This window comes from Streptomyces sp. NBC_00370 (genome assembly GCF_036084755.1).
Lineage (GTDB): Bacteria > Actinomycetota > Actinomycetes > Streptomycetales > Streptomycetaceae > Streptomyces.
The window spans coordinates 2,674,515-2,701,243 of record NZ_CP107968.1 but is presented as its reverse complement, the minus strand read 5'-3'; the positions used below and the strand labels follow the sequence as shown (position 1 = coordinate 2,701,243).

Annotated in this window: 28 protein-coding genes; 12 read left to right on the top strand and 16 right to left on the bottom strand. The window is 71.3% G+C overall.

From position 1 onward, the window contains the following. The first annotated feature begins 30 nt into the window (after positions 1 to 30). Positions 31 to 846, top strand: a complete 816-nt coding sequence (locus tag OHS57_RS11880; protein WP_328581891.1) for an SCO2400 family protein — start codon at positions 31 to 33, stop codon at positions 844 to 846. 37 nt (positions 847 to 883) lie between these two features. Here OHS57_RS11880 and OHS57_RS11875 read toward each other — a convergent pair whose 3' ends face one another. Next, positions 884 to 1,330 (bottom strand): MarR family winged helix-turn-helix transcriptional regulator, encoded by a 447-nt coding sequence (locus OHS57_RS11875; RefSeq protein ID WP_041990087.1) that lies wholly within the window; start codon positions 1,328 to 1,330, stop codon positions 884 to 886. A gap of 119 nt (positions 1,331 to 1,449) precedes the next feature. Between OHS57_RS11875 and OHS57_RS11870 the strand changes: the two genes are divergently transcribed. The 3 genes from OHS57_RS11870 to OHS57_RS11860 all read left to right on the top strand — a co-directional run bounded on the left by OHS57_RS11870 (position 1,450) and on the right by OHS57_RS11860 (position 3,978). Then, complete coding sequence (locus tag OHS57_RS11870; RefSeq protein WP_328581890.1) at positions 1,450 to 2,463, top strand: NADP-dependent oxidoreductase; 1,014 nt, start codon at positions 1,450 to 1,452, stop codon at positions 2,461 to 2,463. Positions 2,464 to 2,572: 109 nt separating this feature from the next. After that, complete coding sequence (locus OHS57_RS11865) at positions 2,573 to 3,001, top strand: organic hydroperoxide resistance protein (protein WP_041990093.1); 429 nt, start codon at positions 2,573 to 2,575, stop codon at positions 2,999 to 3,001. Between the two features lie 122 nt (positions 3,002 to 3,123). After that, the gene (locus tag OHS57_RS11860) at positions 3,124 to 3,978 is read left to right on the top strand and encodes an EI24 domain-containing protein (RefSeq protein WP_328581889.1); all 855 of its coding nucleotides are present in this window, start codon (positions 3,124 to 3,126) and stop codon (positions 3,976 to 3,978) included. Here OHS57_RS11860 and OHS57_RS11855 read toward each other — a convergent pair. Beyond that, positions 3,938 to 4,522 carry a TetR/AcrR family transcriptional regulator gene (locus OHS57_RS11855; protein WP_041990099.1) on the bottom strand — a complete coding sequence of 195 codons (585 nt, stop codon included), beginning with the start codon at positions 4,520 to 4,522 and terminating at the stop codon, positions 3,938 to 3,940. The two genes, OHS57_RS11860 and OHS57_RS11855, sit on opposite strands and share 41 nt — an antisense overlap. A 115-nt stretch (positions 4,523 to 4,637) precedes the next feature. Between OHS57_RS11855 and OHS57_RS11850 the strand changes: the two genes are divergently transcribed. Then, positions 4,638 to 7,124 carry a glycoside hydrolase family 3 protein gene (locus tag OHS57_RS11850; protein WP_328581888.1) on the top strand — a complete coding sequence of 829 codons (2,487 nt, stop codon included), beginning with the start codon at positions 4,638 to 4,640 and terminating at the stop codon, positions 7,122 to 7,124. 103 nt (positions 7,125 to 7,227) lie between these two features. Here the strand turns inward: OHS57_RS11850 and OHS57_RS11845 are convergent, their stop codons facing one another. Together OHS57_RS11845 and OHS57_RS11840 are read right to left on the bottom strand one after the other, a co-directional pair. Continuing rightward, on the bottom strand, positions 7,228 to 8,214 hold the full coding sequence (locus OHS57_RS11845) for an aldose epimerase family protein (RefSeq protein ID WP_328581887.1): 987 nt from the start codon (positions 8,212 to 8,214) through the stop codon (positions 7,228 to 7,230). Positions 8,215 to 8,223: 9 nt separating this feature from the next. Further along, positions 8,224 to 9,141 (bottom strand): SGNH/GDSL hydrolase family protein, encoded by a 918-nt coding sequence (locus OHS57_RS11840; RefSeq protein WP_328581886.1) that lies wholly within the window; start codon positions 9,139 to 9,141, stop codon positions 8,224 to 8,226. Positions 9,142 to 9,386: 245 nt separating this feature from the next. Between OHS57_RS11840 and OHS57_RS11835 the strand changes: the two genes are divergently transcribed. Beyond that, positions 9,387 to 9,881 (top strand): DUF3145 domain-containing protein, encoded by a 495-nt coding sequence (locus OHS57_RS11835; protein ID WP_328581885.1) that lies wholly within the window; start codon positions 9,387 to 9,389, stop codon positions 9,879 to 9,881. Positions 9,882 to 9,938: 57 nt separating this feature from the next. Next, complete coding sequence (locus OHS57_RS11830; RefSeq protein WP_328581884.1) at positions 9,939 to 10,814, top strand: NAD(P)-dependent oxidoreductase; 876 nt, start codon at positions 9,939 to 9,941, stop codon at positions 10,812 to 10,814. Between the two features lie 79 nt (positions 10,815 to 10,893). Here OHS57_RS11830 and fabF read toward each other — a convergent pair whose 3' ends face one another. From fabF to OHS57_RS11805, 5 genes are all read right to left on the bottom strand, one after another. Further along, entirely contained in the window at positions 10,894 to 12,156 is a 1,263-nt protein-coding gene (gene fabF / locus OHS57_RS11825; protein ID WP_328581883.1) for a beta-ketoacyl-ACP synthase II, read from the bottom strand. Positions 12,157 to 12,233: 77 nt separating this feature from the next. Continuing rightward, complete coding sequence (locus tag OHS57_RS11820; protein WP_041990116.1) at positions 12,234 to 12,482, bottom strand: acyl carrier protein; 249 nt, start codon at positions 12,480 to 12,482, stop codon at positions 12,234 to 12,236. A gap of 64 nt (positions 12,483 to 12,546) precedes the next feature. Further along, complete coding sequence (locus OHS57_RS11815) at positions 12,547 to 13,545, bottom strand: ketoacyl-ACP synthase III (RefSeq protein ID WP_041990118.1); 999 nt, start codon at positions 13,543 to 13,545, stop codon at positions 12,547 to 12,549. A gap of 12 nt (positions 13,546 to 13,557) precedes the next feature. Then, complete coding sequence (locus OHS57_RS11810; protein ID WP_328585048.1) at positions 13,558 to 14,496, bottom strand: ACP S-malonyltransferase; 939 nt, start codon at positions 14,494 to 14,496, stop codon at positions 13,558 to 13,560. An 89-nt stretch (positions 14,497 to 14,585) separates the two neighbouring features. Continuing rightward, positions 14,586 to 15,767 (bottom strand): PucR family transcriptional regulator, encoded by a 1,182-nt coding sequence (locus OHS57_RS11805; RefSeq protein ID WP_041990122.1) that lies wholly within the window; start codon positions 15,765 to 15,767, stop codon positions 14,586 to 14,588. A 58-nt stretch (positions 15,768 to 15,825) separates the two neighbouring features. Here OHS57_RS11805 and OHS57_RS11800 point away from each other — a divergent pair, with 58 nt between their 5' ends. Continuing rightward, positions 15,826 to 16,482, top strand: coding sequence for a pirin family protein (locus tag OHS57_RS11800; protein WP_443042876.1), 657 nt, complete (start codon positions 15,826 to 15,828; stop codon positions 16,480 to 16,482). Positions 16,483 to 16,511: 29 nt separating this feature from the next. Here OHS57_RS11800 and OHS57_RS11795 read toward each other — a convergent pair whose 3' ends face one another. Beyond that, positions 16,512 to 17,333 carry a serine hydrolase domain-containing protein gene (locus tag OHS57_RS11795; protein ID WP_328581882.1) on the bottom strand — a complete coding sequence of 274 codons (822 nt, stop codon included), beginning with the start codon at positions 17,331 to 17,333 and terminating at the stop codon, positions 16,512 to 16,514. 20 nt (positions 17,334 to 17,353) lie between these two features. Then, on the bottom strand, positions 17,354 to 17,821 hold the full coding sequence (locus tag OHS57_RS11790) for a GNAT family N-acetyltransferase (RefSeq protein ID WP_328581881.1): 468 nt from the start codon (positions 17,819 to 17,821) through the stop codon (positions 17,354 to 17,356). Between the two features lie 86 nt (positions 17,822 to 17,907). Between OHS57_RS11790 and OHS57_RS11785 the strand changes: the two genes are divergently transcribed. Together OHS57_RS11785 and OHS57_RS11780 are read left to right on the top strand one after the other, a co-directional pair. Continuing rightward, positions 17,908 to 18,375: a MerR family transcriptional regulator gene (locus tag OHS57_RS11785; RefSeq protein ID WP_041990128.1), complete on the top strand. Its 468-nt coding sequence runs from the start codon at positions 17,908 to 17,910 to the stop codon at positions 18,373 to 18,375. Between the two features lie 6 nt (positions 18,376 to 18,381). Beyond that, complete coding sequence (locus OHS57_RS11780; protein ID WP_328581880.1) at positions 18,382 to 19,398, top strand: aldo/keto reductase; 1,017 nt, start codon at positions 18,382 to 18,384, stop codon at positions 19,396 to 19,398. A gap of 42 nt (positions 19,399 to 19,440) precedes the next feature. Here OHS57_RS11780 and OHS57_RS11775 read toward each other — a convergent pair whose 3' ends face one another. From OHS57_RS11775 to OHS57_RS11755, 5 genes are all read right to left on the bottom strand, one after another. Next, positions 19,441 to 20,484, bottom strand: coding sequence for an alpha/beta hydrolase (locus tag OHS57_RS11775; RefSeq protein ID WP_328581879.1), 1,044 nt, complete (start codon positions 20,482 to 20,484; stop codon positions 19,441 to 19,443). A 118-nt stretch (positions 20,485 to 20,602) separates the two neighbouring features. Beyond that, complete coding sequence (locus OHS57_RS11770; RefSeq protein WP_041990136.1) at positions 20,603 to 21,283, bottom strand: response regulator; 681 nt, start codon at positions 21,281 to 21,283, stop codon at positions 20,603 to 20,605. A gap of 165 nt (positions 21,284 to 21,448) precedes the next feature. After that, on the bottom strand, positions 21,449 to 22,357 hold the full coding sequence (locus tag OHS57_RS11765) for a DUF4429 domain-containing protein (protein ID WP_328581878.1): 909 nt from the start codon (positions 22,355 to 22,357) through the stop codon (positions 21,449 to 21,451). Positions 22,358 to 22,420: 63 nt separating this feature from the next. Further along, complete coding sequence (locus tag OHS57_RS11760) at positions 22,421 to 23,638, bottom strand: alpha/beta hydrolase (protein WP_328581877.1); 1,218 nt, start codon at positions 23,636 to 23,638, stop codon at positions 22,421 to 22,423. 88 nt (positions 23,639 to 23,726) lie between these two features. Further along, positions 23,727 to 24,404: a TetR family transcriptional regulator gene (locus OHS57_RS11755; protein ID WP_328581876.1), complete on the bottom strand. Its 678-nt coding sequence runs from the start codon at positions 24,402 to 24,404 to the stop codon at positions 23,727 to 23,729. Between the two features lie 129 nt (positions 24,405 to 24,533). On the opposite strand from OHS57_RS11755, the gene OHS57_RS11750 reads away from it, so the two are divergent. Both OHS57_RS11750 and OHS57_RS11745 read left to right on the top strand, forming a co-directional pair. Then, positions 24,534 to 26,141, top strand: coding sequence for an MFS transporter (locus OHS57_RS11750; protein ID WP_041990148.1), 1,608 nt, complete (start codon positions 24,534 to 24,536; stop codon positions 26,139 to 26,141). 176 nt (positions 26,142 to 26,317) lie between these two features. Then, positions 26,318 to 26,713, top strand: a complete 396-nt coding sequence (locus tag OHS57_RS11745) for a peptidase inhibitor family I36 protein (protein WP_328581875.1) — start codon at positions 26,318 to 26,320, stop codon at positions 26,711 to 26,713. Positions 26,714 to 26,729: the final 16 nt, after the last annotated feature.

Sequence of the window (26,729 nt, the reverse complement as noted above, 5' to 3'; positions counted from 1 at the left end):
CGACGTCCGATTGCATAATCTGCGAGCGCCATGGACTACTGCTACCAGTGCCGTCGGCACCTCAACGGCGCGTTGACCTGCGCCGGATGCGGCACAGCCGCGGAGGAGCTGCGACAGCACACCCCCCACACACCCCCGCAGCCCGGCGCCGAAGCAGCCGACGACGCCGGCCACGAAGCCGCCCACGAAGCCGCTGACGGCACCGGTGACGACGCCGGCGACGACGACCTGCTGGTGGCCGGCCACGAGCGTACGGACGGTGCCGAAGGACAGGACGTACGGACGCACCGCCGCCGGCGCACCGGACCCCGCAGGAAGCGCAGCAAGCGCAAGCGCCGAATAACGGCCGGCGTGCTCGGGCTCGTCCTGGCCGCGGCCGGGCTGAGCCTCGCCCAGCTCGCCATCGAGTCGTCCGCCGAGCGCTCCGCCACCTCCGTCAAGGAGGAGAACCCCGTCGACTTCGACGGCGGCCCCGACGCCTCGGACGGCCCGGTGGATCCGGCGGAGCCGGGCGACCCCGCCGCCACGGGCGCGGGCGGTACGGCCGAGGCTCCGGACGCGTCGGCGTCGCCCGGCGCGAGCGGCGACCCCGGCGCATCGGACTCCGCCGACGCGTCGGACGACGCCTCCGCCCCGGCGGACGACACGTCCGCCGACCCCGGTACGTCGGCCACGCCACGTCCCACCGGCACCCCCGCTCCCGGCGAGTCCGCACCGGAGAGCCCCGGGGCCACGACACCGGCGGACGAGCCGACCTCGCAGGCGCCACCCCCGCCGGACCCGGACCCGGAGCCGACCCCGTCGGAGACCGACGACTGCACCCACATCCTCTGGTGGTGCGCCTAGAGCGGCTCGGCCGCAGCGACTACACGCGCCGCGGCGACTACAGGGCCGACACGGCGACGTCCATGCCGAGCATCCGCTTCAGCAGGTCGCGCAGGACGGCGCGCTCCGCCGTGGAGAGACCGGCCAGCGGCTCGCGTGCGAAGTCCAGCGACTCCCTGAGCTGCCGCGCCGTCAGCCGCCCCTTCTCGGTCGGCGCCGCGAGCTTCACCCGGCGGTCGCCCGCGTCCGGACGGCGCTCGACGAGCCCCCGGGTCTCCAGCCGGTCCACGATGCCGGTGACGTTGGACGGCTCGCACTTCAGCTTCTGCGCTATCCGGCGCATGGGCATCGGTTCCAGGGACAGCAGACCCAGGACGCGTGCCTGCGCGCCGGTGAGTGAGTGCTTGGCCGCGGCCAGCTCGTACTCCTCGTAGTAGCGGGCCACGACATCGCCGATGAGCTGGACGACCTCAAGGGTCAGCGGGTCTGTACGGGAAGCGGCCATGGCATCAGGATACCCATTTGCTTGACAGCATGAAATATCCAGGTGCATGGTTGTTTCAGATGGTGAAGCTTATCGGTACGGTTCATCGTCGTTGATCTTTCTTGAGGAGGCCCCGCCCCATGACCGCACTTCCCACGTCCGGCCGCGCCTGGTATCTGGTAGCCCGCCCCCACGGCTGGCCCGAGCCGTCGGTCGTCGAGCTGCGCGAGGTCCCGGTGACCGAGCCGGGGGAGGGCCGGATCCTGGTCCGCAATCTGTTCTTCTCGGTCGACCCGGCGATGCGCGGCCGGATGAACGACGTGAAGTCGTACGCCCCGCCGTACGAGCTGGACAAGCCGATGCACGGCTCCGCCGTCGGCGAGGTCATCGCGTCGAAGGCCGAGGGCTTCGCCGTGGGCGACCACGTGCTGCACGGCCTCGGCTGGCGTGAGTACGCGGAGTTCCCCGCCGACCGCGCCACGAAGATCGACACCGCGCTCGCCCCGGCCTCCGCGTATCTCGGGGTCCTCGGCATGACGGGACTGACCGCGTACGCCGGCCTGTTCGACGTCGCGGGGCTCAAGAAGACCGACACGGTCTTCGTCTCCGGCGCCGCGGGCGCCGTCGGCAGCCAGGTCGGCCAGTTCGCCAAGATCAAGGGCGCCGCCCGGGTCATCGGCTCGGCTGGCAGCGACGAGAAGGTCAGGCTCCTCACCGAGGAGTACGGCTTCGACGCGGCGTTCAACTACAAGAACGGCCCGGTCAGGGACCAGCTCAAGGCGGCGGCCCCCGACGGGATCGACGTCTACTTCGACAATGTCGGCGGCGACCACCTCGAAGCGGCACTCTCCTCGTTCAACCTGCACGGCAGGGCCGTCATCTGCGGGATGATCGCGCAGTACAACTCCACGGAGCCCACCCCGGCGCCGCGCAACCTCGCGCTGGTGATCGGCAAGCGGCTGCGCCTCGAAGGCATGCTCGTCGTCGACCACTTCGGGCTCCAGCCGCAGTTCGTGAAGGACGTCGCGGGCTGGCTCGAATCCGGCGAGCTGAAGTACCACGAGACCGTCGTCCAGGGCATCGAGAACGGGTTCGACGCGTTTCTCGGCATGCTCCGCGGCGAGAACACCGGAAAGATGGTCGTCGGCCTCTGACGTCGGCCCGTCAGCTCACTCCTGAACTCCCACGCGTTAGGCTCGGACCCAGGCCGGCACGGTCCGTGGGCGCGAGCCGTGGCGTACAAGCAGAAGGAAACGCACCAGTATGAGCATCCAGAACATCGACGTGCTGTACACCGCGACCGCCACGGCGGAGAACGGCCGTGACGGCCGGGTCGCCAGTGACGACGGCAACCTCGACGTGACCGTCAACCCCCCGAAGTCGATGGGCGGCAGCGGCGCGGGCACCAACCCCGAGCAGCTGTTCGCGGCCGGCTACAGCGCCTGCTTCCAGAGCGCGCTCGGCGTCGTCGCCCGCCAGGAGAAGGCCGACATCAAGGGGTCGACCGTGACCGCCAAGGTCAGCATCGGCAAGACCGACGCCGGCGGCTTCGGCCTCGCGGTCGAGCTGATCGGTTCCTTCCCGACGCTCGACGAGGCCACGGCCAAGGACCTGCTGGAGAAGGCGCACCAGGTGTGCCCGTACTCGAACGCGACCCGCGGCAACATCAAGGTCGACCTCTCCGTCGCCTGACCCCGCCGCACCAGGCACAGCGCGACGCCGCGACACCACGCGGGGGCCCGGCCGGATTCCGGCCGGGCCCCCGTCCCGTTCGTCAGGAGCCTGTCAGGCACCGAGCCGATAGGCTTTGACGTATGCATGATCTCGGGGCGGGTTTCGGGTACTTGATGAAGGGCCAGCGCTGGGTCCTCGGCCACGGCCGGTGGTTCGGCTTCGGCCTGCTGCCCGGTCTGGTCACGCTCGTGCTGTACGCGGGCGCCCTGATCGGGCTCGTCTACGGCGCCGACGACCTGGCGGCCTGGGCCACGCCCTTCGCCGACGACTGGTCGTCGCCCTGGCAGGGCCTGTTCCGTGACGCCTTCACCGTGCTGATCTTCGCCCTCGTCCTGTTCCTCCTCGTGGTGACCTTCACCGCGGTCACGCTGCTGGTCGGCCAGCCCTTCTACGAGTCGCTGTCCGAGGCCGTCGACCGCGCCGAGGGCGGCGACGTGCCCGAGTCGGGGCCGTTCTGGCGGGAGTTGTGGATCTCGGCGCGGGACAGCCTGCGCATCCTGGTCCGGGTCGCGCTCTACGGCATCCTGTTCTTCGGCCTCGGCTTCATCCCCGTCGTCGGCCAGACCGTCGTCCCCGCGATCGGCTTCTGCGTCTCGGGCTTCTTCCTCGCCGAGGAGCTGACCGCCGTCGCGCTCCAGCGCCGCAGGATCGAGCTGCGGGAACGGCTCCGGATGCTCCGGGGTCGCCGGATGCTCACCCTCGGCTTCGGCGTCCCGCTGACGCTCGCCTTCCTCGTCCCGGTCGTCGCGGTCTTCCTGATGCCCGGCGCCGTGGCGGGAGCCACCCTCCTCGCGCGCCGTCTGACCGGCGAGACGTCCGAAGGCGACCCCGCGCGCGGCGAGACGTCCGCCGGCGAGCCCGCGCCCGGCACGGCGCCCGCCGCCGGCGCCCCCGTCACGCCGCAGGCCCTGAACCTCCCGCCCGCAGCAGGGTGAGGAAGTCGCGGAACGCGCCCGGCATGTCCACCGAGTCCGGGTCCAGCAGCCACTGGTACTGAAGCCCGTCCATCACCGCCGTCAGCAGCGGCGCCGCCTGCTCCGGGGTCAGTCCGCCCGGCAGCCGGTCGCCGAACTCGTCGCGCAACACCGCCGTCATGTTGCCCCGCACCTGGTCGTAGCGGTGCGTGAAGAAGTCCCGCGCCGGGTGGTCCTCCGTGACGGACTCGCCGAGGAGCGCGGAGAAGGTCTGCACGATGCCGGGCCGCATCGCGTTGTAGTCCACCAGTGAGGTGAGCAGTTCGAGCCGCCACCCCTTGCGGTCGCTGCCGCCGCCCCCCGTGTCCCAGGTGTCCCGGTCCTCCAGGACCGCGACCAGCAGGGCCTCCTTGGTGGGGAAGTGGTGCAGCAGCCCCTGCTGGGTGAGGCCCACCCGCTCGGCGACAGCGCCCAGCGTGGTGCCCCGGTAGCCGCGCTCGGCGATCACCTCCAAGGCCGCGCGGAGGATCTCGGCGCGCCGCTCCTCAGTCCTGGCTCTCGCCATCCAGCTCGGTCCTTCCCGCCATTAATGTAACGAAAGAATTACGAACCCTACCCACTTACAGGCAGCAGGTTCACCATGTAACCATCATTCCGGACGTTCACGAGGAGGTACGGCCGTGGCAGGCGCACCCAGCACAGGGGCCGACGAGGCACGTAACGACGCCGTGGAGGCGGCGCTCGGCAAGCTCGACCTGGACGCCAAGACACGGCTGCTCGCCGGGCAGGACCAGTGGTCCCTGCCGGCGCTTCCCCAGATCGGCCTCGCCTCACTGGTCATGTCCGACGGGCCCGTCGGGGTACGCGGCGTCCGCTGGACGGCCGACGACCCGTCCGTCGCGCTCCCCTCGCCGACCGCGCTCGCCGCGGCCTGGGACCCCGGTCTCGCCCGCCGGGCCGGCCGGCTGCTCGCCCAGGAGGCCCGCCGCAAGGGCGTGCACGTCCTGCTCGCGCCGACCGTCAACCTGCACCGCTCGCCGCTCGGCGGCCGGCACTTCGAGGCGTACAGCGAAGACCCCTTCCTCACCGGCGCGATCGGCACCGGCTACGTCCAAGGCGTGCAGGACGGCGGAGTCGGTACCACCGTCAAGCACTTCGTCGCCAACGACGCCGAGACGGACCGCTTCACGGTCGACAACGTCGTCACCCCCCGGCCGCTGCGCGAGCTGTACCTCGCGCCGTTCGAGGCGATCGTCGCCAACGCCCACCCCTGGGGCATCATGGCCGCGTACAACACGGTCAACGGCACGAGCATGACCGAGCACCGCTACCTCCAGCGTGAAGTCCTGCGCGGCGAATGGGGGTTCGACGGGTACATCGTCTCCGACTGGCTGGCGGCGCGCTCCACCACCGGCGCCCTCATCGGCGGCCTCGACGTCGCCATGCCGGGTCCCAAGACGGTGTACGGCCCCGCGCTCGCCGCCGCCGTCAGGGCCGGTGAGGTCGAAGAGGCGGCGGTCGACGAAGCCGTACGCAACGTCCTGCGGCTCGCCGCCCGCGTCGGCGTCCTGGACGGCGCACCCGCCGTCGTGACCGAGCCGCCCGCGACCGTCGACGGCGACGCGCTGACCCGCGAGATCGCCCGCCGCTCCTTCGTGCTCGTACGCAACGACGTACGGGACGGGCGCCCCGCGCTGCCGCTCGACCCGGCAGCCGGCACGATCGCCCTCAGCGGCGCCGCGGCGCGCGACGCCCGTATCCTCGGCGGCGGTTCGGCGACGGTCTTCCCCGACCATGTCGTCTCGCCGCTCGACGGGCTCACGGCCGCGCTGCCCGAAGGCGCCCTGACCTACACCGTCGGAGCCGACCCCAGCACCGAACTCGCCGTCGCCGAGAAGGGGTTCGCGCTGGCGGCCGTCTGCACGGCAGCCGACGGTCGGGTGCTGGCCAGTGACCCGCTGCCCAACGGCCGGGTCCAGTGGGTCGGCAGCGACCTGCCCGACGGCGTCGCGTTCGACGAGCTCCACACGGTCGAGATCCGCGGCACCTTCACCCCGCGCGAGAGCGGCGAGCACACCTTCGGTACCCGCGGCGTCGGCGGCCTCACGCTCGCCGTCGGCGGCGAGACCGTCTTCGAGGGAGAGCAGGGACGGGGCACCGACTCCGACCCGTTCGCCGCCTTCTTCGGCACGCCCACCGAGCGCGCCCGGGTCGAGCTGGCGGCGGGCGTGCCCGTCGAGGTCTCGCTGCGCGACGTCGTCCACAAGGCCGACGACCTCCCGATGGCCGCCGTCAGCTTCTCGCTGCTCCACCTCGGGCCGCAGTTCGACCCGGACGAGCTGATCGCCGAGGCCGTCGAGGCGGCCCGCGCCGCAGACACCGCTGTCGTCGTGGTCGCCACCACCGACGCCGTCGAGTCCGAGGGCTTCGACCGCAAGGACCTCAAGCTCCCGGGCCGCCAGGACGACCTCGTACGGGCCGTCGCCGCCGTCAACGCCAACACCGTCGTGGTCGTCAACACCGGCTCGCCCGTGGAGCTGCCGTGGCGCGACGACGTGGCGGCCGTCCTGCTGAGCTGGTTCCCCGGCCAGGAGGGCGGCGCTGCGCTCGCCGACGTCCTGCTCGGCGCCGAGGAGCCCGGCGGCCGGCTGCCGACCACCTGGCCCGCCGTGCTCGCCGACGCGCCCGTGTCGGACACCACCCCGACGGCCGAGGGCGAACTCCACTACACCGAGGGCGTCTTCATCGGCTACCGGGCCTGGGAGCGGGCCGGTACGACCCCCGCGTACCCGTTCGGCCACGGGCTCGGCTACACCGAGTGGAGCTACGAGACGATCGAGGCCACCGGCACCGAGGTGCGGGTGCGGCTGACCAACAGCGGGCCGCGCGCGGGCCGTGAGGTCGTCCAGATCTATCTCGCGCCCGTCACGAGCGCGGACGGCGCGCCGACGGTGGAGCGGCCCGCCCGCTGGCTGGCCGGGTTCGCCTCGGTCGAGGCGGCGCCGGGGGAGAGCGTCGAGGCGCGGATCCCGCTGCCGCGCAGGGCCTTCGAGATCTGGGACGAGGAGTCCGGTTCCTGGACGTACGTCGCGGGCAGATATGAGATCCAGGCCGCCCGTTCCGTCGCCGACCGCCGGTTGAGTGCCGTGGTGGATACCGAGGCATAGCCGGGGGTAGGGGGAGAAAACGTGTACGGCCCCGAGGCGGAACCTGACACCGCCCCGGGGCCGTACACATACGCGCGGCCCCCGGAGCACCTGAGGGTCCGGCTCAGCGGATCCCGAAGGCGTACGTCGTCGAGGACGTGTACACCTCGCCCGGCCGCAGCACCGTGGCGGGGAACTCCGGGCGGTTGGGCGAGTCGGGGAAGTGCTGTGTCTCCAGCGCGACACCGTCACCCGGCCCGAACGGCTTCCCGTCGAAGCTGTCGCCGGTGTACAGCTGCATCCCCGGCTCGGTCGTGGTCACGATCAGCAGCCGCCCCGAGACCGGGTCGTACAGCTCGGCCGCCACCTCGTCGGGACCCGCGGTGTCCAGCACGAAGTTGTGGTCGTACCCCTGGCCCACGGCCCGCGCCTCGCGGAAGTCGAACCGGGTCCCGCCGACCGGCGTCAGCTCGCCCGTCGGGACGGTACCCGGGCCCACCGGCGTGATGTGCCCGGCGGCGATGCGCAGTTCATGGCCGCCCGCGGGGCCGCTGCCGGCGCCGCCGAGGTTCCAGTACGTGTGGTTGGTCAGACAGACCGGCGTCGGCGCGTCCGTCACCGCCCGGTAGTCGATCCGCAGCGCCCCCGCGGCCGTCAGCGTGTACGCCGCCGATACGTCCAGCCGGCCGGGGAAGCCCTCCTCGCCGTCCGGGCTGGTCCGGGACAGCCGCACGCCGTCCTCGACGGGCTCCGCGTCCCACACCCGCCGGTCGAAGCCGTACCCGCCGCCGTGCAGGCAGTTGTCCCCGTCGTTGGCCGGCAGCCGGTACGTCCGGCCGTCCAGGGTGAAGGCCGCGCCCCCGATCCGGTTCGCGTACCGGCCGATCAGCGCGCCGAAGTACGGGCCGCTGGACGTCAGATAGTCCGCCAGGGCGGGCAGCCCCAGCACCACGTCCGCCCGCGTACCGTCCCGGCCGGGCACCTGGAGCGACTGGATGACACCGCCGTACGTCAGCAGCCTGACCCGGGTACCGGCCCGCTCCAGCGTCCAGGCGTGGACAGGGGTGGAGTCGGCCGTCGTACCGGCTTCTTCGCGGCGTATGTCAGTCACGGCGAAACCCTACGCCGGGGCTCTGAGAGCGGTGACATTGCGGTACGCGATCTCCGCCAGCTCGCCCTGGCCGTCCTTGCTGGGATGGAACCAGTCCCACGGGCTCAGCTGCTCGCCGGTGAACCGGAAGTCGAAGACCGCCCCGCCGTCGTAGCGGCAGCGCACATCCTTCGCGCACACGTCCTTCAGCACGCCGTTGTACGCCACGACCCGGTCGTACACCGTCTCCCTGCGGCGCTGCGCCGCCGCGCCGTCGTCCTGCGCATCGCCGAGCATCGACGCGCAGATCCCCAGCTTCCAGATCTGCCGGCCCAGCGGGTTGTCACGCCCCGTCGACCACAGCCGCTTCAGGTCGGGCACGCTCGACACGTACACCTGCGCCTTGGGGGCGCCGGTCCGCAGCCGGCGCATGGCGGCGGTGAACGACGTACGGAAGTCGGCCACCGGCGTCATCAGGTCCACCGAGTCCTGACAGGCGTCGTTGGCGCCGACCATGACCGTCACCAGATCCGGCACGCGCCGCGCCGCTTGCGCCATCTGGCCCGGCAGATCCGCCATCCGGGCCCCCGACCGCGCCTCGTTCCAGCTGCGTTTCGCGGCGGTCGGCGCGCCGACGAGCCGGGTGGCGAGGCTGTCCACACCGCTGTCCGTGCCGGTCGCCCAGGACACCTCGGGGCAGTCGCTGAACGGCACACACGCGTCGAAACCACGGGTGATCGAATCGCCGACCGCGGCCACCGAGCGCGGGCTGCGGTTCCAGACCGGGACGGGCTTCGGCGCCGGGCTTGCCCGCCTCGACGCACCGCCGTCCGGCGGTCCCCCGGACGAGCCACAGCCGGCCAGCGCCCCGCTGCCCGCGAGCACGGCCGCTGTCACGACCGTCGCGGCGCAGAACCGTACCCGGCCCTTCCGGCGTCCTACCCCCATGAACACGCTCCCCTGAGTCCTGGCGAGTGAAAGCTTCGCGTGAATCGGCCCCCGGACCGACCGTACGACACCCCCGGCCCTCCGCCGCACGGTAGCTTTTGCCACGTCGAACCAGAGGCGCCCGTTCCGCAGGCTCCGGTAAATTACATCACGTCACATGCTGTCCCTTTTGCGGAGTTTAACTCCCGATGATGTTTACTGAGGCCGCTGGGAAAGGCGAACCTCGTCCCACACTGGAGGTCCCGGTGACGACACGTGGAGTTCTGTACGTTCACTCCGCACCACGCGCGATGTGCCCGCACATCGAATGGGCGGTAGCAGGCGTGCTCGGCCTGCGGGTCCAGCTCGACTGGATCCGCCAGCCCGCGTCCCCCGGCACCTGGAGATCCGAGTTCTCCTGGCAGGGCCGGGCGGGCACCGCGTCCAAACTCGCGTCCGCCCTGCGCGGCTGGCAGATGCTGCGCTTCGAGGTGACGGCCGAGCCCTGCCCCACCGCCGAGGGCGAGCGCTACAGCGCCACGCCCGACCTGGGCATCTTCCACGCCGTCACCGGGATGCACGGCGACATCCTGGTCCCCGAGGACCGGCTGCGCGCCGCCCTCGCCCGCTCGCAGCACGGTGAGACGCAGCTGGAGGCGGAGATCGCCAAGCTGCTCGGCAAACCGTGGGACGACGAGCTGGAGCCCTTCCGCTACGCCGGTGAGGGCGCCCCGGTCCGCTGGCTGCACCAGGTCGTCTGACAGATCGTCCGACCGCCGTCCGCAGCCGCGCCACGGACCGCCCTTACGGTAGGTCCCATGGCTGAACATTCGACAGTAGCTGTCCTCGGTACCGGCATCATGGGCACGGCGATCGCCCACAACCTGCTCCGTACCGGCCACACCGTACGGGTCTGGAACCGCACCGCCGCCAAGGCCGAGCCGCTGGCCGCCGAAGGCGCCGAACTCGCCGCGACCGCGGCGGAGGCCGTGACCGGCGCCGACACCGTCATCACCACGCTGTACGACGGCCCCGCGGCCCTGGAGGCCGCCACGGCCGCGGCGCCGGGGCTGCGGCCCGGCGCCGTCTGGCTGCAGGCCACCACCGTCGACCTCGGCTCCGTCACTGAGCTGGCCGAGCTGGCCCGGCAGGCGGGCGTCCTGTTCGTCGACTCCCCGGTGCTCGGCACGAAGGGCCCCGCCGAGGCTGGACAGCTGACGGTGCTCGCCGCGGGCCCCGAGGAGGCGCGCGCCAAGGTCGGCTCCGTACTCGAAGCGATCGGCCAGCGCACGATCTGGGTCGCCGACGACGCCACGACGGCGGCGGCCACCCGGCTCAAGCTCGTCTGCAACAACTGGGTGCTGGCCCTCACCCACGGCACGGCCGAGACGCTGGGCCTCGCGAAGGGGCTCGGCGTCGACCCGCAGAGCTTCTTCGACGCGGTCGCCGGCGGGGGCATCGACTGCGGCTATCTCCACATCAAGTCCGACGTGATCCTGTCCGACGGCTACGAGCCGCCGAGCTTCGCCCTCTCCACGGCCGCCAAGGACGCGCGGCTGATCGTCGAGGCGGCGGAAGCGGCGGACGTACGGATGGACCTCACGGCGGCGGGCGCCGAACGCTTCCGCCGCGCCGAGGAACAGGGCCACGGCGACAAGGACATGGCGGCCTCGTACTTCGCCAGCTTCGACTAGAGCCTGCCGTCAGGCCCGGAACGCGCAGGTGCCCCGCCCGGAAACCGGGCGGGGCACCTGGCGTTGCGCTGTCGCGTCGTCAGACCGTACGGAACGCCACGACCACGTTGTGGCCGCCGAAGCCGAACGAGTTGTTGATCGCGCCGATCGTGCCCGAAGGGAGCGCGCGGGGCTTGTCGCGGACGATGTCCGCCTCCACCTCTTCGTCGAGCTCGTCGATGTTGATCGTCGGGGGAGCGGTGCGGTGGTGCAGCGCGAGGACCGTCGCCACCGTCTCGATACCGCCGGCGCCGCCCAGCAGATGGCCCGTCATCGACTTCGTCGCCGAGACGGCCACATGGTCCAGGTCGTCGCCCAGCACCTGGCGCAGCGCCCTGATCTCCGCGATGTCGCCCTGCGGGGTCGAGGTGGCGTGCGCGTTGAGGTGGACGACCTCGGCCGGCTTGAGGTCGGTCGAAGCCAGCAGGTTCTCCAGCGCCTTGGCGATGCCGCGGCCGGTCGGCTCGGGCTGCGCGATGTGGTGCGCGTCCGAGGAGACGCCCTGGCCGAGGATCTCGCAGTAGACCTTCGCGCCGCGCGCCGCCGCGTGCTCGGCCGACTCCAGGATGACGATCCCGGCGCCCTCACCGATGACGAAGCCGTCACGGCTCTTGTCGTACGGGCGGGAGGCCACCGTCGGGTTGTCGTTGTTCTTCGACATGGCCATCATGCTGGCGAAGGCGGCGACGGGCAGCGGGTGGATGCACGCCTCCGTGCCGCCGGCGACGACCACGTCGGCGCGGCCGGTACGGATCATCTCGACGGCGTACCCGACCGCCTCGGCGCCCGAGGCGCAGGCGGAGACGGGAGTGTGTGCGCCCGCGCGGGCCCCCACCTCGATGGAGACGTTGGCCGAGGGGCCGTTCGGCATCAGCATCGGCACGGTGTGCGGGGAGACGCGGCGTGCGCCCTTCTCGCGCAGTACGTCGTACTGGTCGAGCAGCGTGATCACACCGCCGATGCCGGAGGCGACGACGGTACCGAGCCGGTCGGGGTCGACAGCGGCGTCCTCACCGGCCTTGCCCGTGTAACCGGCGTCCGCCCACGCCTCACGGGCCGCGATCAGCGCGAACTGCGCCGAGCGGTCCAGTCGGCGGGCGAGCGGGCGCGGCAGGACGTCACCGGGGTCGACCGCGGCGAGGGCGGCGAACCGTACCGGCAGGTCGGCGAACCGCTCGTCCTCGATCGTGCGGGCGCCTGAGCGGCCCGCGAGGAGACCTTCCCAGGTCGATGCGCTGTCGCCACCCAGTGGTGTGGTTGCGCCGATACCGGTGACGACCACGGTGCGATTGGTCGGGCTCACTGGAATTCTTTCTCCACGTGTAGAGGGTGCTGAATTTTTACGGCGCCACCGCCGGGTGGCGTCACGCACGAACTGGATCAGTCCTGGTGCTTGGCGATGTAATCGGCAGCATCGCCGACCGTCTTGAGGTTCTTGACGTCGTCGTCCGGGATCTTGACGTCGAAGCGCTCTTCGGCGGCGACGACGACCTCGACCATGGACAGCGAGTCGACGTCCAGGTCGTCGGTGAAGGACTTGTCCAGCTGGACGTCCTCGACCGGGATACCGGCGATCTCGTTCACGATCTCGGCGAGACCGCTGACGATCTCTTCCTGGGTGGCGGCCATGTGGGCGCTCCTTCGATGTTGGGCTGAGGGAAATGTGGTGGCACGGTCCGGAAAGATCCGGTGCCTAGGGGAGGGTAACGACCGTCGCGGCGTACACGAGACCCGCCCCGAAGCCGATGACGAGCGCGGTGTCGCCGCTCTTCGCCGCTCCGGTCGCCAGGAGCCGCTCCATCGCGAGCGGAATCGAGGCGGCGGAGGTGTTGCCTGTCGTCTCCACGTCACGTGCGACCGTGACGCTCTCCGGCAGTTTCAGAGTCTTCACCATCGAGTCGATGATCCGCATGTTCGCCTGATGCGGAATGAAAACGTCCAGGTCGGCGGGGCTGACCCCGGCCGCGTCGAGCGCCTGCTGGGCGACCTTCGCCATCTCGAAGACGGCCCAGCGGAAGACCGCCTGGCCCTCCTGCGTGATGGCGGGGAACTTCTCGCCAGGGCCGCCCCACTCGGTCCAGGAGACCGTCTGCTTGATGGTCTCGGACTTGTCGCCCTCGGAGCCCCAGACGGTCGGGCCGATCATCGGCTCCTTCGCCGGGCCCACGACGACGGCGCCGGCGCCGTCACCGAACAGGAACGCCGTGGCGCGGTCGCTCAGGTCGGTCAGGTCGGACAGCCGCTCCACGCCGATGACCAGGACGTACTCGGCCGAGCCGTCGACGATCATGCCCTTGGCGAGGGTCAGCCCGTAGCCGAAGCCCGCGCAGCCCGCCGAGATGTCGAAGGCCGCCGGGCGGCCCGCGCCGATCTTGTCGGCGATCTCGGTCGCGATGGCCGGGGTCTGCTTGAAGTGCGAGACGGTCGAGACGATCACGCCGCCGATCTGCTCGGGGGTGATCCCGGCGTCGGCGATGGCCTTGCCCGCGGCCTCCACGGACATGGCGGAGACGGTCTCCTCGGGCGACGCCCAGTGCCGGGTCGCGATGCCGGAGCGGGAGCGGATCCACTCGTCGGACGAGTCGATCGTTTCGAGGATCACCTCGTTGGGCACCACGCGCGTCGGGCGGTAACCGCCGACGCCCATGATGCGCGCGTGCGCGGCGCCCCTGCTGGGCTTGATCTTCGACATGCTCTCTGGCTCCTATTCGGCCGTGGAGGAGTGCTCGGCGATCAGCGCGCGGGCCGCGTCGAGGTCGTCGGGGGTCTTCAGCGCGAGCGTCTTGACCCCGGGCATCGCACGCTTGGCGAGGCCGGTCAGCGTACCGCCGGGGCAGAGTTCGACAAGGGCTGTGGCACCCCGGTGCGTGAACGTTTCCATGCACAGGTCCCAGCGGACCGGGTTCGCGACCTGCCCCACCAGCCGGGTCAGGATCTCCTGGCCCGTGGCGACGGTCTCGCCGTCCTTGTTCGAGACGTACGGCACGACGGGGTCGGCCGGGTCCAGCGCGGCTGCCGCCGCCTCCAGCCGCTCGACCGCGGGTGACATGTGCCGGGTGTGGAACGCCCCGGCGACCTTGAGCGCCACGACACGCCGGACGCCCTCCGGCTTGTCCGCCTCCAGCGCAGCGAGCTGTTCGAGCGTGCCGGCCGCCACGATCTGCCCGCCGCCGTTCACGTTGGCGGGCGTCAGACCGAGCTTCGCCAGATGCGGGAGCGTCGTCTCCGGGTCGCCGCCGAGCAGCGCCGACATGCCCGTCTCCGTGACGGCTGCCGCGTCGGCCATGGCCATGCCACGCGTACGGACCAGACCCATCGCGGCGTCGTCCGACACCACGCCGGCCAGCGCGACGGCGGCGATCTCGCCGACGCTGTGCCCGGCGACGGCGCCGACGGCGGACGCCAGGTCACCGGCGGGGAAGAGCTGACGGGCCGACAGCAGCGCGGCGGCCACCAGCAGCGGCTGGGCCACCGCCGTGTCGCGGATCTCGTCCGCGTCGGCCTTCGTTCCGTAGTGCACCAGATCGAGGCCGATGGCGGCCGACCAGTCCCGCAGCCGGTCTTCGGTACCGGGGAGGTCGAGCCAGGGAGTCAGGAAGCCGGGCGTCTGAGCGCCTTGGCCGGGAGCGACGAGTACGAGCACCCTCACACTCTCTCTTGTGGACGGTCGTTGGCGCCCCTGGGGACAGGGACCAAGAACCGTGAAGCTAACTGTAAGAGTCCTACAAAAGCTTAGGACTTCGACTCCAAGGCGGCCAGCCTCCCCAGGATCAGGGCGATTCGCAGCGTGAACGCGGAGCGCACATCGGAGGGTGACCACCCGGTGACGTCAGTCACACGTCGTAGCCGGTAGCGGACGGTGTTGGGGTGGACGAAGAGCATCCTGGCCGCGCCTTCGAGGCTGCTCGCCTGCTCCAGATAGACACTCAGAGTCTCCAGGAGCGCGGAACCCGCTTCCTCCAGCGGTCTGTAGATCTCCTCCACCAATTGGACACGAGCGGCCGGGTCCGACGCGATGGCGCGCTCCGGCAGGAGATCGTCGGCGAGCACCGGGCGGGGGGCGTCCTGCCAGGCGGCGCACGCCTTGAGACCGGCAGCGGCGGCCTGCGCGGACTTCGTCGCTGCCAGCAGATCGGGTACGACGGGTCCCGCGACCACGGGCCCCGCCGCGTACGGGCCGATCAGCGCCTTCGCGACCTGCAGCGGATTGTCGCTGCCGCCCGCGATCACCACGAGCCGGTCCCCGAGCACCCCGGTGAGCACCTGGAGCTTGGCGTGCCTGGCGGCCCGCCTGATCGCCTCGACGGTCAGCTCGCTGTCCCCGTCGGGCGCCGTGCCGAGCAGCACGCAGACATGCTCCGGGGAGTTCCAGCCCAGCGCCGCCGCCCGCGAGACGGCGCCCTCGTCGGCCTCGCCCGACAGCACGGCGTTCACGACCAGGGACTCCAGCCGCGCGTCCCACGCCCCCCGCGCCTCGGCGGCCTGCGCGTAGACCTGGGCCGTCGCGAAGGCGATCTCCCGGGCGTAGACCAGCAGCGCCTCGCGCAGCACGGACTCGTCGCCCGGTGCGGCGACCTCCTCGATGGCGGTCTCCATGACCTGGATCGTGGTCCGCACCATCTCCACGGTCTGCCGCAGCGTGATGGCCCGGGTCAGCTCGCGCGGCGCCGTGCCGAAGACGTCGGTCGAAATGGCCTGCGGCGCCTCCGGATGCCGGAACCACTCGGTGAAGGCGGCGATACCGGCCTGGGCGACGAGACCGATCCACGAGCGGTTCTCCGGCGGCATCGCCCGGTACCACGGCAGCGTCTGGTCCATGAGCGCGATGGCGTTCGCGGCCAGCCGGCCGGAGGACTGCTCGAGGCGGCGCAGCGTCGCGGAGTGCTCATGGGCTTCGTTCGCGGGTTCAGGCACGGGGACAAGACTGCCTTATCAGGGCGAGTACCTGGCCGGGCGGGGCTACGGTAGTCCGGTGATTACTGTGCGGTACGCAGAGGACCGTTATCTCGGAGGCGATGCGGACCGGGGCATCGAGACCCTGCACGCCTTCTCCTTCGGCCGTTTCTACGAGCCGGACAATCTCCGCTTCGGCGCCGTGCTCGCCTGCAACGAGGAATGGCTGGCGCCGGGCGCCGGGTTCGACGAACACCCGCACAGCCACACCGAGATCGTCACCTGGGTCGTCGAAGGGGAGCTGACCCACCGGGACTCGGCGGGCAACGCCACCGTCGTACGGCCGGGCGACGTCCAGCGGCTCAGCTCGGGCGGCGGGGTACGGCATGTCGAACGCAACGACGGCACGGGCCAGTTGGTCTTCGTACAGATGTGGCTCGCCCCGCTGGAGCCGGGCGGCGCACCGGCGTACGAGATCGTGCGCGGCATCGCCGACTCCACGCCGTACGCACTCCCGCAGGCCGGTGCGATGCTCCACGTACGCCGGTTGCAGGAGGGCGAGCGGGCGGCCGTGCCGGACGCCGCGTACGTCTACGTCCATGTCGTGCGCGGCAGTCTGTGGCTGGGCGAGGAGGAGCTGGAATCGGGCGACTCGGCCCGGATCACGGACGCGCGGGGCATCGAGGTGACGGCCGGTGCGGCGGCCGAGGTGCTCGTCTGGGAGATGGCGGGCTGATCGTCGGGTGGGTGGTGCCGGGCCGACTCTCAGGCGCCTGCGGCCAGTTCGGCGAGCACGGCGTCGGTGAACGACGGCCAGGCCTGCACCGCCCACGGCCCGAAGTCCCGGTCGGCCAGCGCCACGCACGCGGCGCCCGCCTCCGGGTCGGCCCACAGGAACGTACCGGACTGGCCGAAGTGCCCGAAGGTGCGCGGCGAGGACGAACTGCCCGTCCAGTGCGGGGACTTGGCGTCCCTGATCTCGAAGCCGAGCCCCCAGTCGTTGTTCTTCTGGTTGCCGTAACCCGGCAGCACCCCGCTGAGCCCGGGGAAGACGACGGTCGTCGCCTCCAGGACCGTACGCGGATCCAGCAGCCGGGGCGTCTGGAGTTCGGCGGCGAAGCGCACCAGGTCGTCGACGGTCGAGACGCCGTCCTTGGCGGGGGAGCCGGCGACGGACGTCGACACCATCCCGAGCGGTTCGAGCACCGCCTGGTGCACATAGTCGGCGAACGGGATCTCGGTCGCCTTGGCGATGTGGTCGCCGAGGACTTCGAAGCCGGCGTTCGAGTAGAGCCTGCGGGTGCCCGGCGTGCTCGTCGCGCGGTGCTCGTCGAAGGCCAGACCGCTGCTGTGCGCGAGCAGATGGCGGACGGTCGACCCCTCGGGCCCCGCCGGTTCGTCCAGCTCGACGGCACCTTCCTCGTAGGCGACCAGCGCGGCGTACGCGGCGAGCGGCTTCGTCACGGAAGCGAGCGGGAACGCCCGCGACGTCGGACCGTGCGTCCCGACGACGGTGCCGTCGGCCCGTACGACGGCCGCCGCCGCGTTCGGCACGGGCCAGTTCTCGATGAGTGCCAGGCTCTCCATGGCCACGAGCCTAAAGGACGCTAGAGCGTCAGCCGCATGGCGGGAGCCGGGGTGCGGGCGAAGCCCAGGGAGGCGTACAGCGGCTCGCCCTCGGGTGAGGCGTGCAGATCGATCCTGCGGACGCCGCGCTCCTCGTACCACCCCAGCAGCGCCCGCATACAGGCACGTGAGTAGCCGCGCCTGCGCATCGCCGGGTCGGTGGCGACGCTGAAGACGTGGCCGGTGGTGCCCGCGGGGTTCTCGGGGCTGCCGAGCCGGTGCTCCACCACCCCGACGGCGCACGCGGCGAGCACCCCTGTACGGTCCGGACCGTCCACGACGAACGCGGCGAGATCCCCGGCCGGGTCGGCCAGTCGCTCGCGCAGCGCCCGGACGGCGGCCGGCTGCCAGCCGGTATCGGTCGAAGGCTTCAGCGAATTCAGCATGATCGTGCGCAGACGTACCAGTTCCCCGGCGTCCGCCGGATCCGCGCGGCGTGCAGCAGTCATGGTCGGCACGCTAGTCGCGCAAGCTTGGAAAGCCGTACCCGATTTCGCTTGCTTGGAGTGCACTCCAAGGATTTAGCGTGGAGGGTATGACGTTGATCGAGAGCAGCCCCGCGCCGACCCAGGACCGGACCGACATCTGCGTATCGGCGCCCCTCGCGCATCCGCGCCCGGACGGCCAGGACCGCTACACGATCAGCGAGGTCGCCGCGATCACCGGACTCACGGCGCACACCCTGCGCTGGTACGAGCGGATCGGGCTGATGCCGCACGTCGACAGGTCCAACACCGGCCAGCGCCGGTTCAGCAACCGTGACCTGGACTGGCTCGCCTTCGTCAGCAAACTCCGGCTGACCGGGATGCCCGTGGCGGACATGGTCCGTTACGCCGAGCTGATCCGGATCGGCGAAGACACCTTCGAGGAGCGGCAGGAACTGCTGGAGCGGACCCGGCGCGACGTACTGCACCGGATCGCCGAGCTGCACGACACCGTCGCCGTGCTCGACCACAAGATCAGTTTTTACGCGGGCGCGCGCACCGCGCCGGAGAGGGTCTGAACCCTGATGAGCGACAACAAGCTCCCCACCGTACGGCTCGGCACCGATGGTCCCGAGGCCGGCATCCAGGGGCTCGGCTGCATGGGCATGAGCCAGTCCTACGGCCCGACCGACGTCGAGGAGGCGCGGGCCACCCTGGAGCGCGCCCTGGAACTGGGTGTGACGCTGTACGACACCGCCGACGCCTACGGCGCGGGCGAGAACGAGAAGTTCATCGCGCCGTTCGTCCAGGCGCACCGCGACGAGATCGTCCTCGCGACGAAGTTCTCGCTGGGCACCGACCCGACCGACCCGACGAAGCGGACCATCCGCAACGACCGGCCATATCTGCGCCAGTGCGTCGAGGGCAGCCTCAAGCGCCTGGGCGTGGAGGCGATCGACCTGTACTACATGCACCGCAGGGACGTGAACGTCCCGATCGAGGACACCGTCGGCGCCATGGCCGAGCTGGTGGCCGAGGGCAAGGTCAAGCACTTGGGGCTGAGCGAGGTCACCGCCTCCGAGCTGCGTACGGCGCAGGCCGTGCACCCGATCGCCGCCCTGCAGTCCGAGTGGTCGCTGTTCAGCCGGGACATCGAGGACAGCGTCATCGGTGCGGCGGTCGACCTCGGCGTCGGGCTCGTGCCGTACTCGCCGCTCGGCCGCGGCTTCCTGACCGGCTCGTTCGTCAGCGCCGACAAGGAGCTGGGGGCCGACGACTTCCGCCGGCAGCAGCCCCGGTTCACCGGGGACAACGCGGCGGCGAACGCCGCGCTGCTGGCGCCGGTGCGCAAGGTCGCCGAGGGGCACAACGCCTCCCTCGGGCAGATCGCGTTGGCCTGGGTGCAGCAGCGGGCCGCGCGGTACGGGCTGGCCGTCGTCCCCATCCCGGGGACGCGTAAGCGCAGCCGGATCGAGGAGAACATCGCCGCCACCCGGATCGTCCTCACGGAGAGCGAGCTGGAGCTGCTGGAGCCGATCGCCGGGCAGGTCGTGGGCGGCCGGTACGCCGACATGGCGTTCACGTCGGCGGGCCGCGAGTAGCGGCCGGTACGGCGAGCCGGCCGGTGAGCGAGGGGGGCGTCCTCATCGGACGTGCCCCTCGGCGATGGCCGCGAAGGCCCTGAGCGACGCGGTGCCCGGCGCCAGATAGCCGGTGTGCCCGTGCGCGTCCGACGCGTCGACCCTGCGGGCGCCGAAGTCCGGGTCCGTCGGGTCGGCGCCGTGGCCGAGCCCGGCCAGTTCGACGTTGGGCACCTTCGAGATCCAGTCGGACGGGTCCTTGGCGGCCCACACCCGGGCGCGGGTGTGCAACTGCGCCTCGTTGTGCGCCCGCATGCCGGGCGAGCCGAACACGACGATGTCGCTGACGCGCACCTCGTGGGCGGCGAGGCCGCAGACGACCGAACCGTAGCTGTGGCAGAACAGCGCGGGTTCCGCCACGCCCGCCGCTTCGAGCCCCCGGGTGAACCGGGTCAGCCGGTCGGCGCCCGCGTCGGCGAGCCGGCCGGTCGCCGCGTCGAGACCCAGCCCCACCGGCGTCGTATAACCGGCCCAGGCGACCACGGCGGTACGGTCTCCCGTCGCGGCCCGCAGCGAGCGCGCCATCCCCGCCAGCGCGCCGTCGCGGTCCTTCGTACGGTCGAAGGTGGACGCGTCGATGTCGGATCCCGGCACCACCACCGACACATGCTGAATCTTCGTCAGGTCGCCGAACACCTCGGCGACTTGACCGCGACCGCGCGGGTCGAAGGCCAGGATCTGTCGGCCCGCAGCGGCCAGGTGCCGGTAGCGCGGGTCGTGACCGGCCCTGATGGCAAGGGCGTTGGCCTCGTAGCGCAGGGCGGGCGGCGCGCCGTCGAGATTGCCGACGACCGACGCGTGCCGCCGTACCAGCTGCTGCCGCTGTGCGGCCGTCAAGTCCGCGAAGAACGCGGCCGTCTGACGGGGCGTCGAGGTGACGGGGTCGGGGAGCGCCCTGCCGAGCGAGGTGTCGGCGCGCCATGAAGCAGTCCCGGGAGGCGGGCCTGTCACCGGGGTCTGCGTGCCGGTGAAGGCCCATCCGGCCGTACCCCCGACCACGATCGCCGTCAGTACGGCGGCGGCCAGTGTCCTCGTGCGACGGCGCATGTCCTGCTCCTTCTTCCGCTGCTCGTCCGTGGCGTGCGGCAGAAAGGTAGGAAGAGGACACCGGCGCGGACATCGCACCGGGGAGCCAACCGCCGGGTGATACCCGGGTAGGGGAGGGTCAGTTCGCGGCGCCGGGGGTGACCAGTCCCGACTCGTAGGCGAACACGACGGCCTGGGCGCGGTCCCGCAGATCCAGCTTGGCCAGGACCCGGCCGACATGGGTCTTCACCGTCTGCTCGGCGACCACCAGATCGGCGGCGATCTCCAGGTTGGAGAGCCCCCTGGCGATCAGCTCCAGCACCTCGGTCTCGCGCGGGGTGAGGCCGTGCAGCCGCAGGGCCGGGTCCTTGCGCTGGACGGGGCGCCGCTGGGTGAAGTCCGCGATCAGCCGCCGGGTCACGGACGGCGCGAGCAGCGCGTCACCGGCCGCCACGACCCGTACGGCGGCGATCAGATCGGCGGGCGGCGCGTCCTTCAGCAGAAAGCCCGAGGCGCCGGCGCGCAGCGCCTCGTAGACGTAGTCGTCCACGTCGAAGGTGGTCAGCATCAGCACCTTCGGCAGATGGACCACCCCGGCCGGCGGGTCCAACAGCTCCCGTGCGGCGGCGAGTCCGTCCAGCTCCGGCATCCGCACGTCCATCAGCACCACGTCCGGGTGGGTGGCACGGCTGACCTCGATGCCGCGCCTGCCGTCCGGCGCCTCGCCCACCACGTCGATGTCGGCCTGCGCCGACAGCAGCGCGGCGAAACCGGCGCGCACCATGGCCTGGTCGTCGACGATGATCACGCGAATGGTCAAAGGGGCTTCCTCAGCTGCGGGGTCCGGACCGGAGTCATGGCCTGCCCAGCCTAGGCAAGGCGCCGCGCCCCCGCCTCATCCGGGAGACCCGGTCCCGCCGTCGTACCCAGGTGCTACGCGTCACGGCGCGTACGCTCCATGGCCACGCTCCACGGCTCGTACGCGTCACAGCTCGGCGAGCAGTTCGGCCTTCTTCGCGCTGAACTCGGCGTCCGTCACGAGCCCCGCCCGGTGCAGCTCGCCCAGATGCCGGATCCGCTCGGCGACAGCGGCGGGGCCGCGCGCGTTGCCCGCCGTCGCGGGGACGGGCACCGGGCTGCGGCCCGCGCCCCGTACGGCGGCCAGTACGGCGGCGGCGAACGGCAGCGACTCGTGGACGGGGCCGTAGCCGAGCCCGAACACCACCGCCGCCGGGTCGTGGTCGGCCTGGCCCGGCCGTTCGGGGTCCGGCGCGTCCGCCTCGCCGTCGCCGCGCCGCAGCAGCCGCAGATGGCCGTCGAAGACCTCGGGGGAGCGCCACTCGACCCCGCGCAGTTCGGCGACGTGGAAACTCTGGTCGCCGGCTTTCCACTTGGCGGACGAGGCGCCCGTCCAGAACCACCGGAAGGTGACCCGGCTGCCGTCGAAGGAGGCCTTGCCGTCGTACGCCTTGAACAGCAGCGGCGCTTCGGGCGCCGTCACCAGATAGCGCTCGGCGGGCTCAGGCTCGTCCGTACCCGGGTCCGCCGACCCGGCGGTCCTGGTGAGCACGGCCCGCAGCTCGTCGGCGTAGTACTCGGCGAGCGTCTCGCGCCCCGCGGGGACCACCAGCCGGTACGGGTCGCAGCTCTCCTTGAGCTGCCCCGCCGCCGCGTCCATCAGCGGGTCGGCGCCCGGCCGTGGCACGGCGTGCAGTACGACGGTTCCGCGTTTGCCCGGGGAGAGGGTGACCGACGACAACGCCTTGTGGGGGATGCGGCGTTCGCGGAGGGTCTGGAGGAGCTTCGGCGTGCGTATCCCTCTTTCGAAGCGGACGAGCACGGAGTCGCCCTCGAACTCCCAGGTGGTATGAATTCCGGCCAGCACATCACCCATGTGGTGCATCTTAGGCGGCGTGCGCCCGCGCGTCTGCTGCCGAAGCAGGAAAATCTACGCGCGTCAGCTCTCTCCCGCACCACGGATTCCACTGCGGCACGCGCTGCCTCCGTGGGCACATGTCACCGCCGCGTACGCGCCGACGCCGATCTCGGCGAAGTTGCCGACGCTCTCCGTACCGGGTTCGAAGTAGCCGCCGTGACCACGCGCGCCGGCCGCCGAGATGACCCGGGCGCCGAAGCCGCGTGCCATCGGGTCGGCGCCGTGGCCGAGCCCGGCGAAGTCCAGGTGCGGCACGTCCTCGATCCAGTCGTCGCTGTCGCGCATGGCCCAGACCCGGGCGTCGGTGTGCAACTGGCGGGCGTCCGCCACCCGCATCCCCGGGCTGCCGGCCACGGCCACGTCGGCGACCCTGGACGGCAGCTGGTCGGCCGCCACGCCGCACACCACGGAGCCGTAGCTGTGGCAGAACAGCGAGACGCTCGACCGGCCAGGCAGCGCGCCGGTGAGCGCCGACAGCCGTACCGCGCCGTTCTCCGCGAGCTTGCCGGTGGCCGCGTCCATGCCGAGCCCGGCGGGCGCGGTGTAGTCGCCCCAGGCGATCACGGCGGTGTGCGTGTCGGGCGCCGCGGCGCGCTCGGCCGCGTACAGCGACTCGGCCATGCCCACGGGCGCCGTGTACTTCTTGTCGTTGAACTTCTCGAACGACAGCAGGTCCGTGTCGACACCGGGGACAACGACCGAGACGCGCCGGGCGCTGTCCAGGTCCCCGAAGACCTCGGCGGCCCGGCCCTTGCCGGAGGGGTCGAAGGCGAGGATCTGCCGCTTGCCGCGCAGCAGCGACTCGTAGCGGCGCATCGTGCGCCCGGCGTCGCTGCGGCCGTCGGCCGACAGCCTCGCGTCGCGCATCCGGCGCGTCTCGATCCTGCGTGCCTGGTCGAGGGCGCGCCGGTTGGCGCGGTAGCGCAGGGTGACGGGAGCGCCGTTGAGATTGCCGACGACCAGCGGGAAGCGGTCGGCGAGTCGTGTCTGTTCGGCGGCGGTCAGGGAGCCGAAGAAGGCCGCGAGGCGCTTCGGCGGGGCGGCGGGGTCGGGCAGCCGCTGGCTGCCGCCGGCCGTCGCCCTGCGCCACGCGGCCAAGGCGGCCTCCAAGGGTTCACCAGGGCCGCGTTGCTGCTGTACAGCGGTCCAGCCGGTCGTTGCCAGCATCACGAACACCACGGCGAGCGCGAGCAGGGTGCGCCACACGGTGAGGGCGGAGGTGGGGCTGAAGGAAGTCACTGACAGACCACCCTAGAAGACACGTGGCACCCCTCACGACAAGGGTGAAGCAGATCACGGCATACGTGGGAATGAACCGACGGTAACGCTACGACGCCTGTCCGCCGCGCATATACGGCTTCGGCCGGGCATGTCCCCACTCGCCGGTGAGCGAGGGGGCCAGCTGGTCCAGATAACCCTCCGTCAGCGCGCGCAGCGCCTCCAGACTCGGATCGCTGCCCTGTCCCCAGAGCCGGCCCGCCAGTCTGAGCACGCCGGTGAAGGCGGCGACGGCGACCCGTGGCCGCGGATCGGTGTCCATGTCGAGACCCGCGCGGTCGGCGACGAGCCGGGCGATCTCGTCCTCCAGCACGCTGGCGCGGCGCAGATGGATGGCGAGCAGCGCGGGCGTCGACTCGATCATCTGGTACGTCCGCATGTACAGCTCGACCGGGACGACGGCCATGATCGCCTCGTCCACGCGGTCCCAGCCGACGGCGACGGCGTTGCGCATCGCCTCGAACGGGCCCTCGTGGGCGGGCCGTTGCCGCAGCGCCGCGACGAACTCCCCCTCGACCGTCGAGACGACGTCGAAGGCGACCTCCTCCTTGCTGGCGAAGTAGCGGAAGAACGTACGCTGCGAGACCTCGACGGCATCGGCGATTTCATCGACCGTTGTCTGTTCGTACCCGCGGGTGGTGAAGAATTCGAGCGCGGCGCGCAGCAGGGCGTCGCGAGTGCGCTGCTTCTTGCGGGCGCGCAGCCCTACAGGCTGCCCGACAGTCACTACCTGAGCCTCATTCCGGTCTGCTTTTCCCCTGATCAGCGTACCTGTGCGTGACATGTGAGCTACATGACAGTTACCGGCTTGTGAATTGGTTTGTCAACTGTCAGTGGCTGACACTAACTTGTCGGTATGACTAGTCAGACCACCGTCGAACAGGCGCCACAGTCCCCGGAATCCCCGGCTTCGGCGCCTTCCAAGGGACTGCGCGGCCACCCCTGGCTGACGCTCTTCTCCGTGGCCATCGGCGTCATGATGGTGGCGCTCGACGGCACCATCGTCGCGATCGCGAACCCAGCCATCCAGAAGGACCTCGGCGCGTCCTTCGCGGATGTCCAATGGATCACCAACGGATACTTCCTCGCACTCGCGGTGGCGCTGATCACCGCGGGCAAGCTCGGTGACCGCTTCGGCCACCGCCAGACCTTCCTCATCGGCGTCACCGGCTTCGCCGCCGCCTCCGGGGCCATCGGCCTCTCCCACAGCATCACCCTGGTGATTGTCTTCCGCGTCTTCCAGGGCCTCTTCGGCGCGCTGCTGATGCCGGCGGCGCTCGGCCTGCTGCGTGCCACCTTCCCGGCCGAGAAGCTCAACATGGCCATCGGCATCTGGGGCATGGTCATCGGCGTGTCCACCGCCGCCGGGCCGCTGCTCGGCGGGCTGCTGGTCGAGCACGTCAGCTGGCAGTCCGTGTTCTTCATCAACGTCCCGGTCGGCGCGCTCGCGCTGGTGCTCGGTCTGCTGATCCTCAAGGACCACCGCGCGGAGAACGCTCCGAAGTCCTTCGACATCCTCGGCATCGCGCTGCTCTCCGTCGCCATGTTCTGTCTCGTCTGGGCCATCATCAAGGCCCCGACCTGGGGTTGGGGTGACCTGCTGACCTGGACGTTCATCGTCGTCTCGCTGGTCTGCTTCGGACTCTTCGCCTTCTGGGAGACCAGGGTCAAGGAACCCCTCATCCCGCTGGCGCTCTTCCGTTCCGTACCGCTGTCGGCCGGTGTCGTGCTGATGGTGCTGATGGCCGTCGCCTTCCTCGGCGGGCTCTTCTTCGTGACGTTCTACCTGCAGAACGTGCACGGTATGAAGGCGGTCGACGCGGGTCTCCATCTGCTGCCGCTCACCGGCATGATGATCGTCGCCTCGCCGCTCGCCGGCATGGTGATCACGAAGGTGGGCCCGCGGATACCCCTGGCGGGCGGCATGATCTTCACCGCCGTCGCCATGTTCGGCATGTCGACGCTGAAGGTCGACACGGGCACGGTCGAGATGTCGATCTGGTTCGCGCTGCTCGGCCTCGGCCTCGCCCCCGTCATGGTCGGCGCGACCGAAGTCATCGTCGGCAACGCCCCGATGGAGCTGTCCGGCGTCGCGGGCGGTCTGCAGCAGTCCGCCATGCAGATCGGCGGCAGCCTCGGCACCGCGGTGCTCGGCGCCGTGATGGCGTCGCGGGTCTCCAGCGAACTGCCGGGCAACTGGGCCAAGGCGGGCCTTCCCCCGCTCAACGGCGCGCAGTCGGGCCAGGCGGCCGAGGCCGTCCAGGTCGGTATCGCCCCGGTGCAGAAGGGCATGCCGGCCGAGGTCGCCGCGAAGATCACGTCCGTCGCGCACGACACCTTCATGTCGGGCATGGGTCTGGCCTGCCTCGTCGCCGGCATCGTGGCGACCGTCGCGGTCTTTGTCGCGCTGCTGACGAAGCGCGGCGAGAACGCGGACGCCGCGGGCGGAGCGGCGCACATCTGACGTCAACCCGGAGCTGACCCGACGTCAATTCCTCACATACGACAGCCCTGCCGGAACGTTCCGGCAGGGCTGTCGCCTATCCGGGTGGGCATCCCCGGTGGATCTTCCGCAGCCGGTCCGTCGCAGGTCAGAGTGGTGGCAACGAAAACCTGACCGATTCACGGGGGCCGATTCCTATGCGTACGACCATCACCACCACCCTCGGCGCGCTCGCCGTCGCCTTCGCCCTCGCGGCAGCCGGACTGCTGCCGCAGACGGCGGCCACGGCCGTGGCCGCCGCACCTCCCCGGCTCGGGGCGTGCGCACCGGGCGAGCTGTGCCTCTGGGACCAGGGCGACTTCACCGGCGTCCGGCGGACCCATGAACTGGCCGACACCGGCATCGAGAGCTGCGTACCCCTGCCGCCGGGCACCTCGGCGCAGTCCCTGGTCAACCGCACCGGACGGCCCGTCACCACCTACCAGTCGGCGGAGTGCGCGGAGACCGGCGAGTTCGAGACGTACCCCGGCGGCGGCACCTGGGTCCCGCACTCGCCGTACCGGGTCCGGGCCTTCAAGGTCTGGGAGAGCTGAAGCGGGGTAGTCGGGG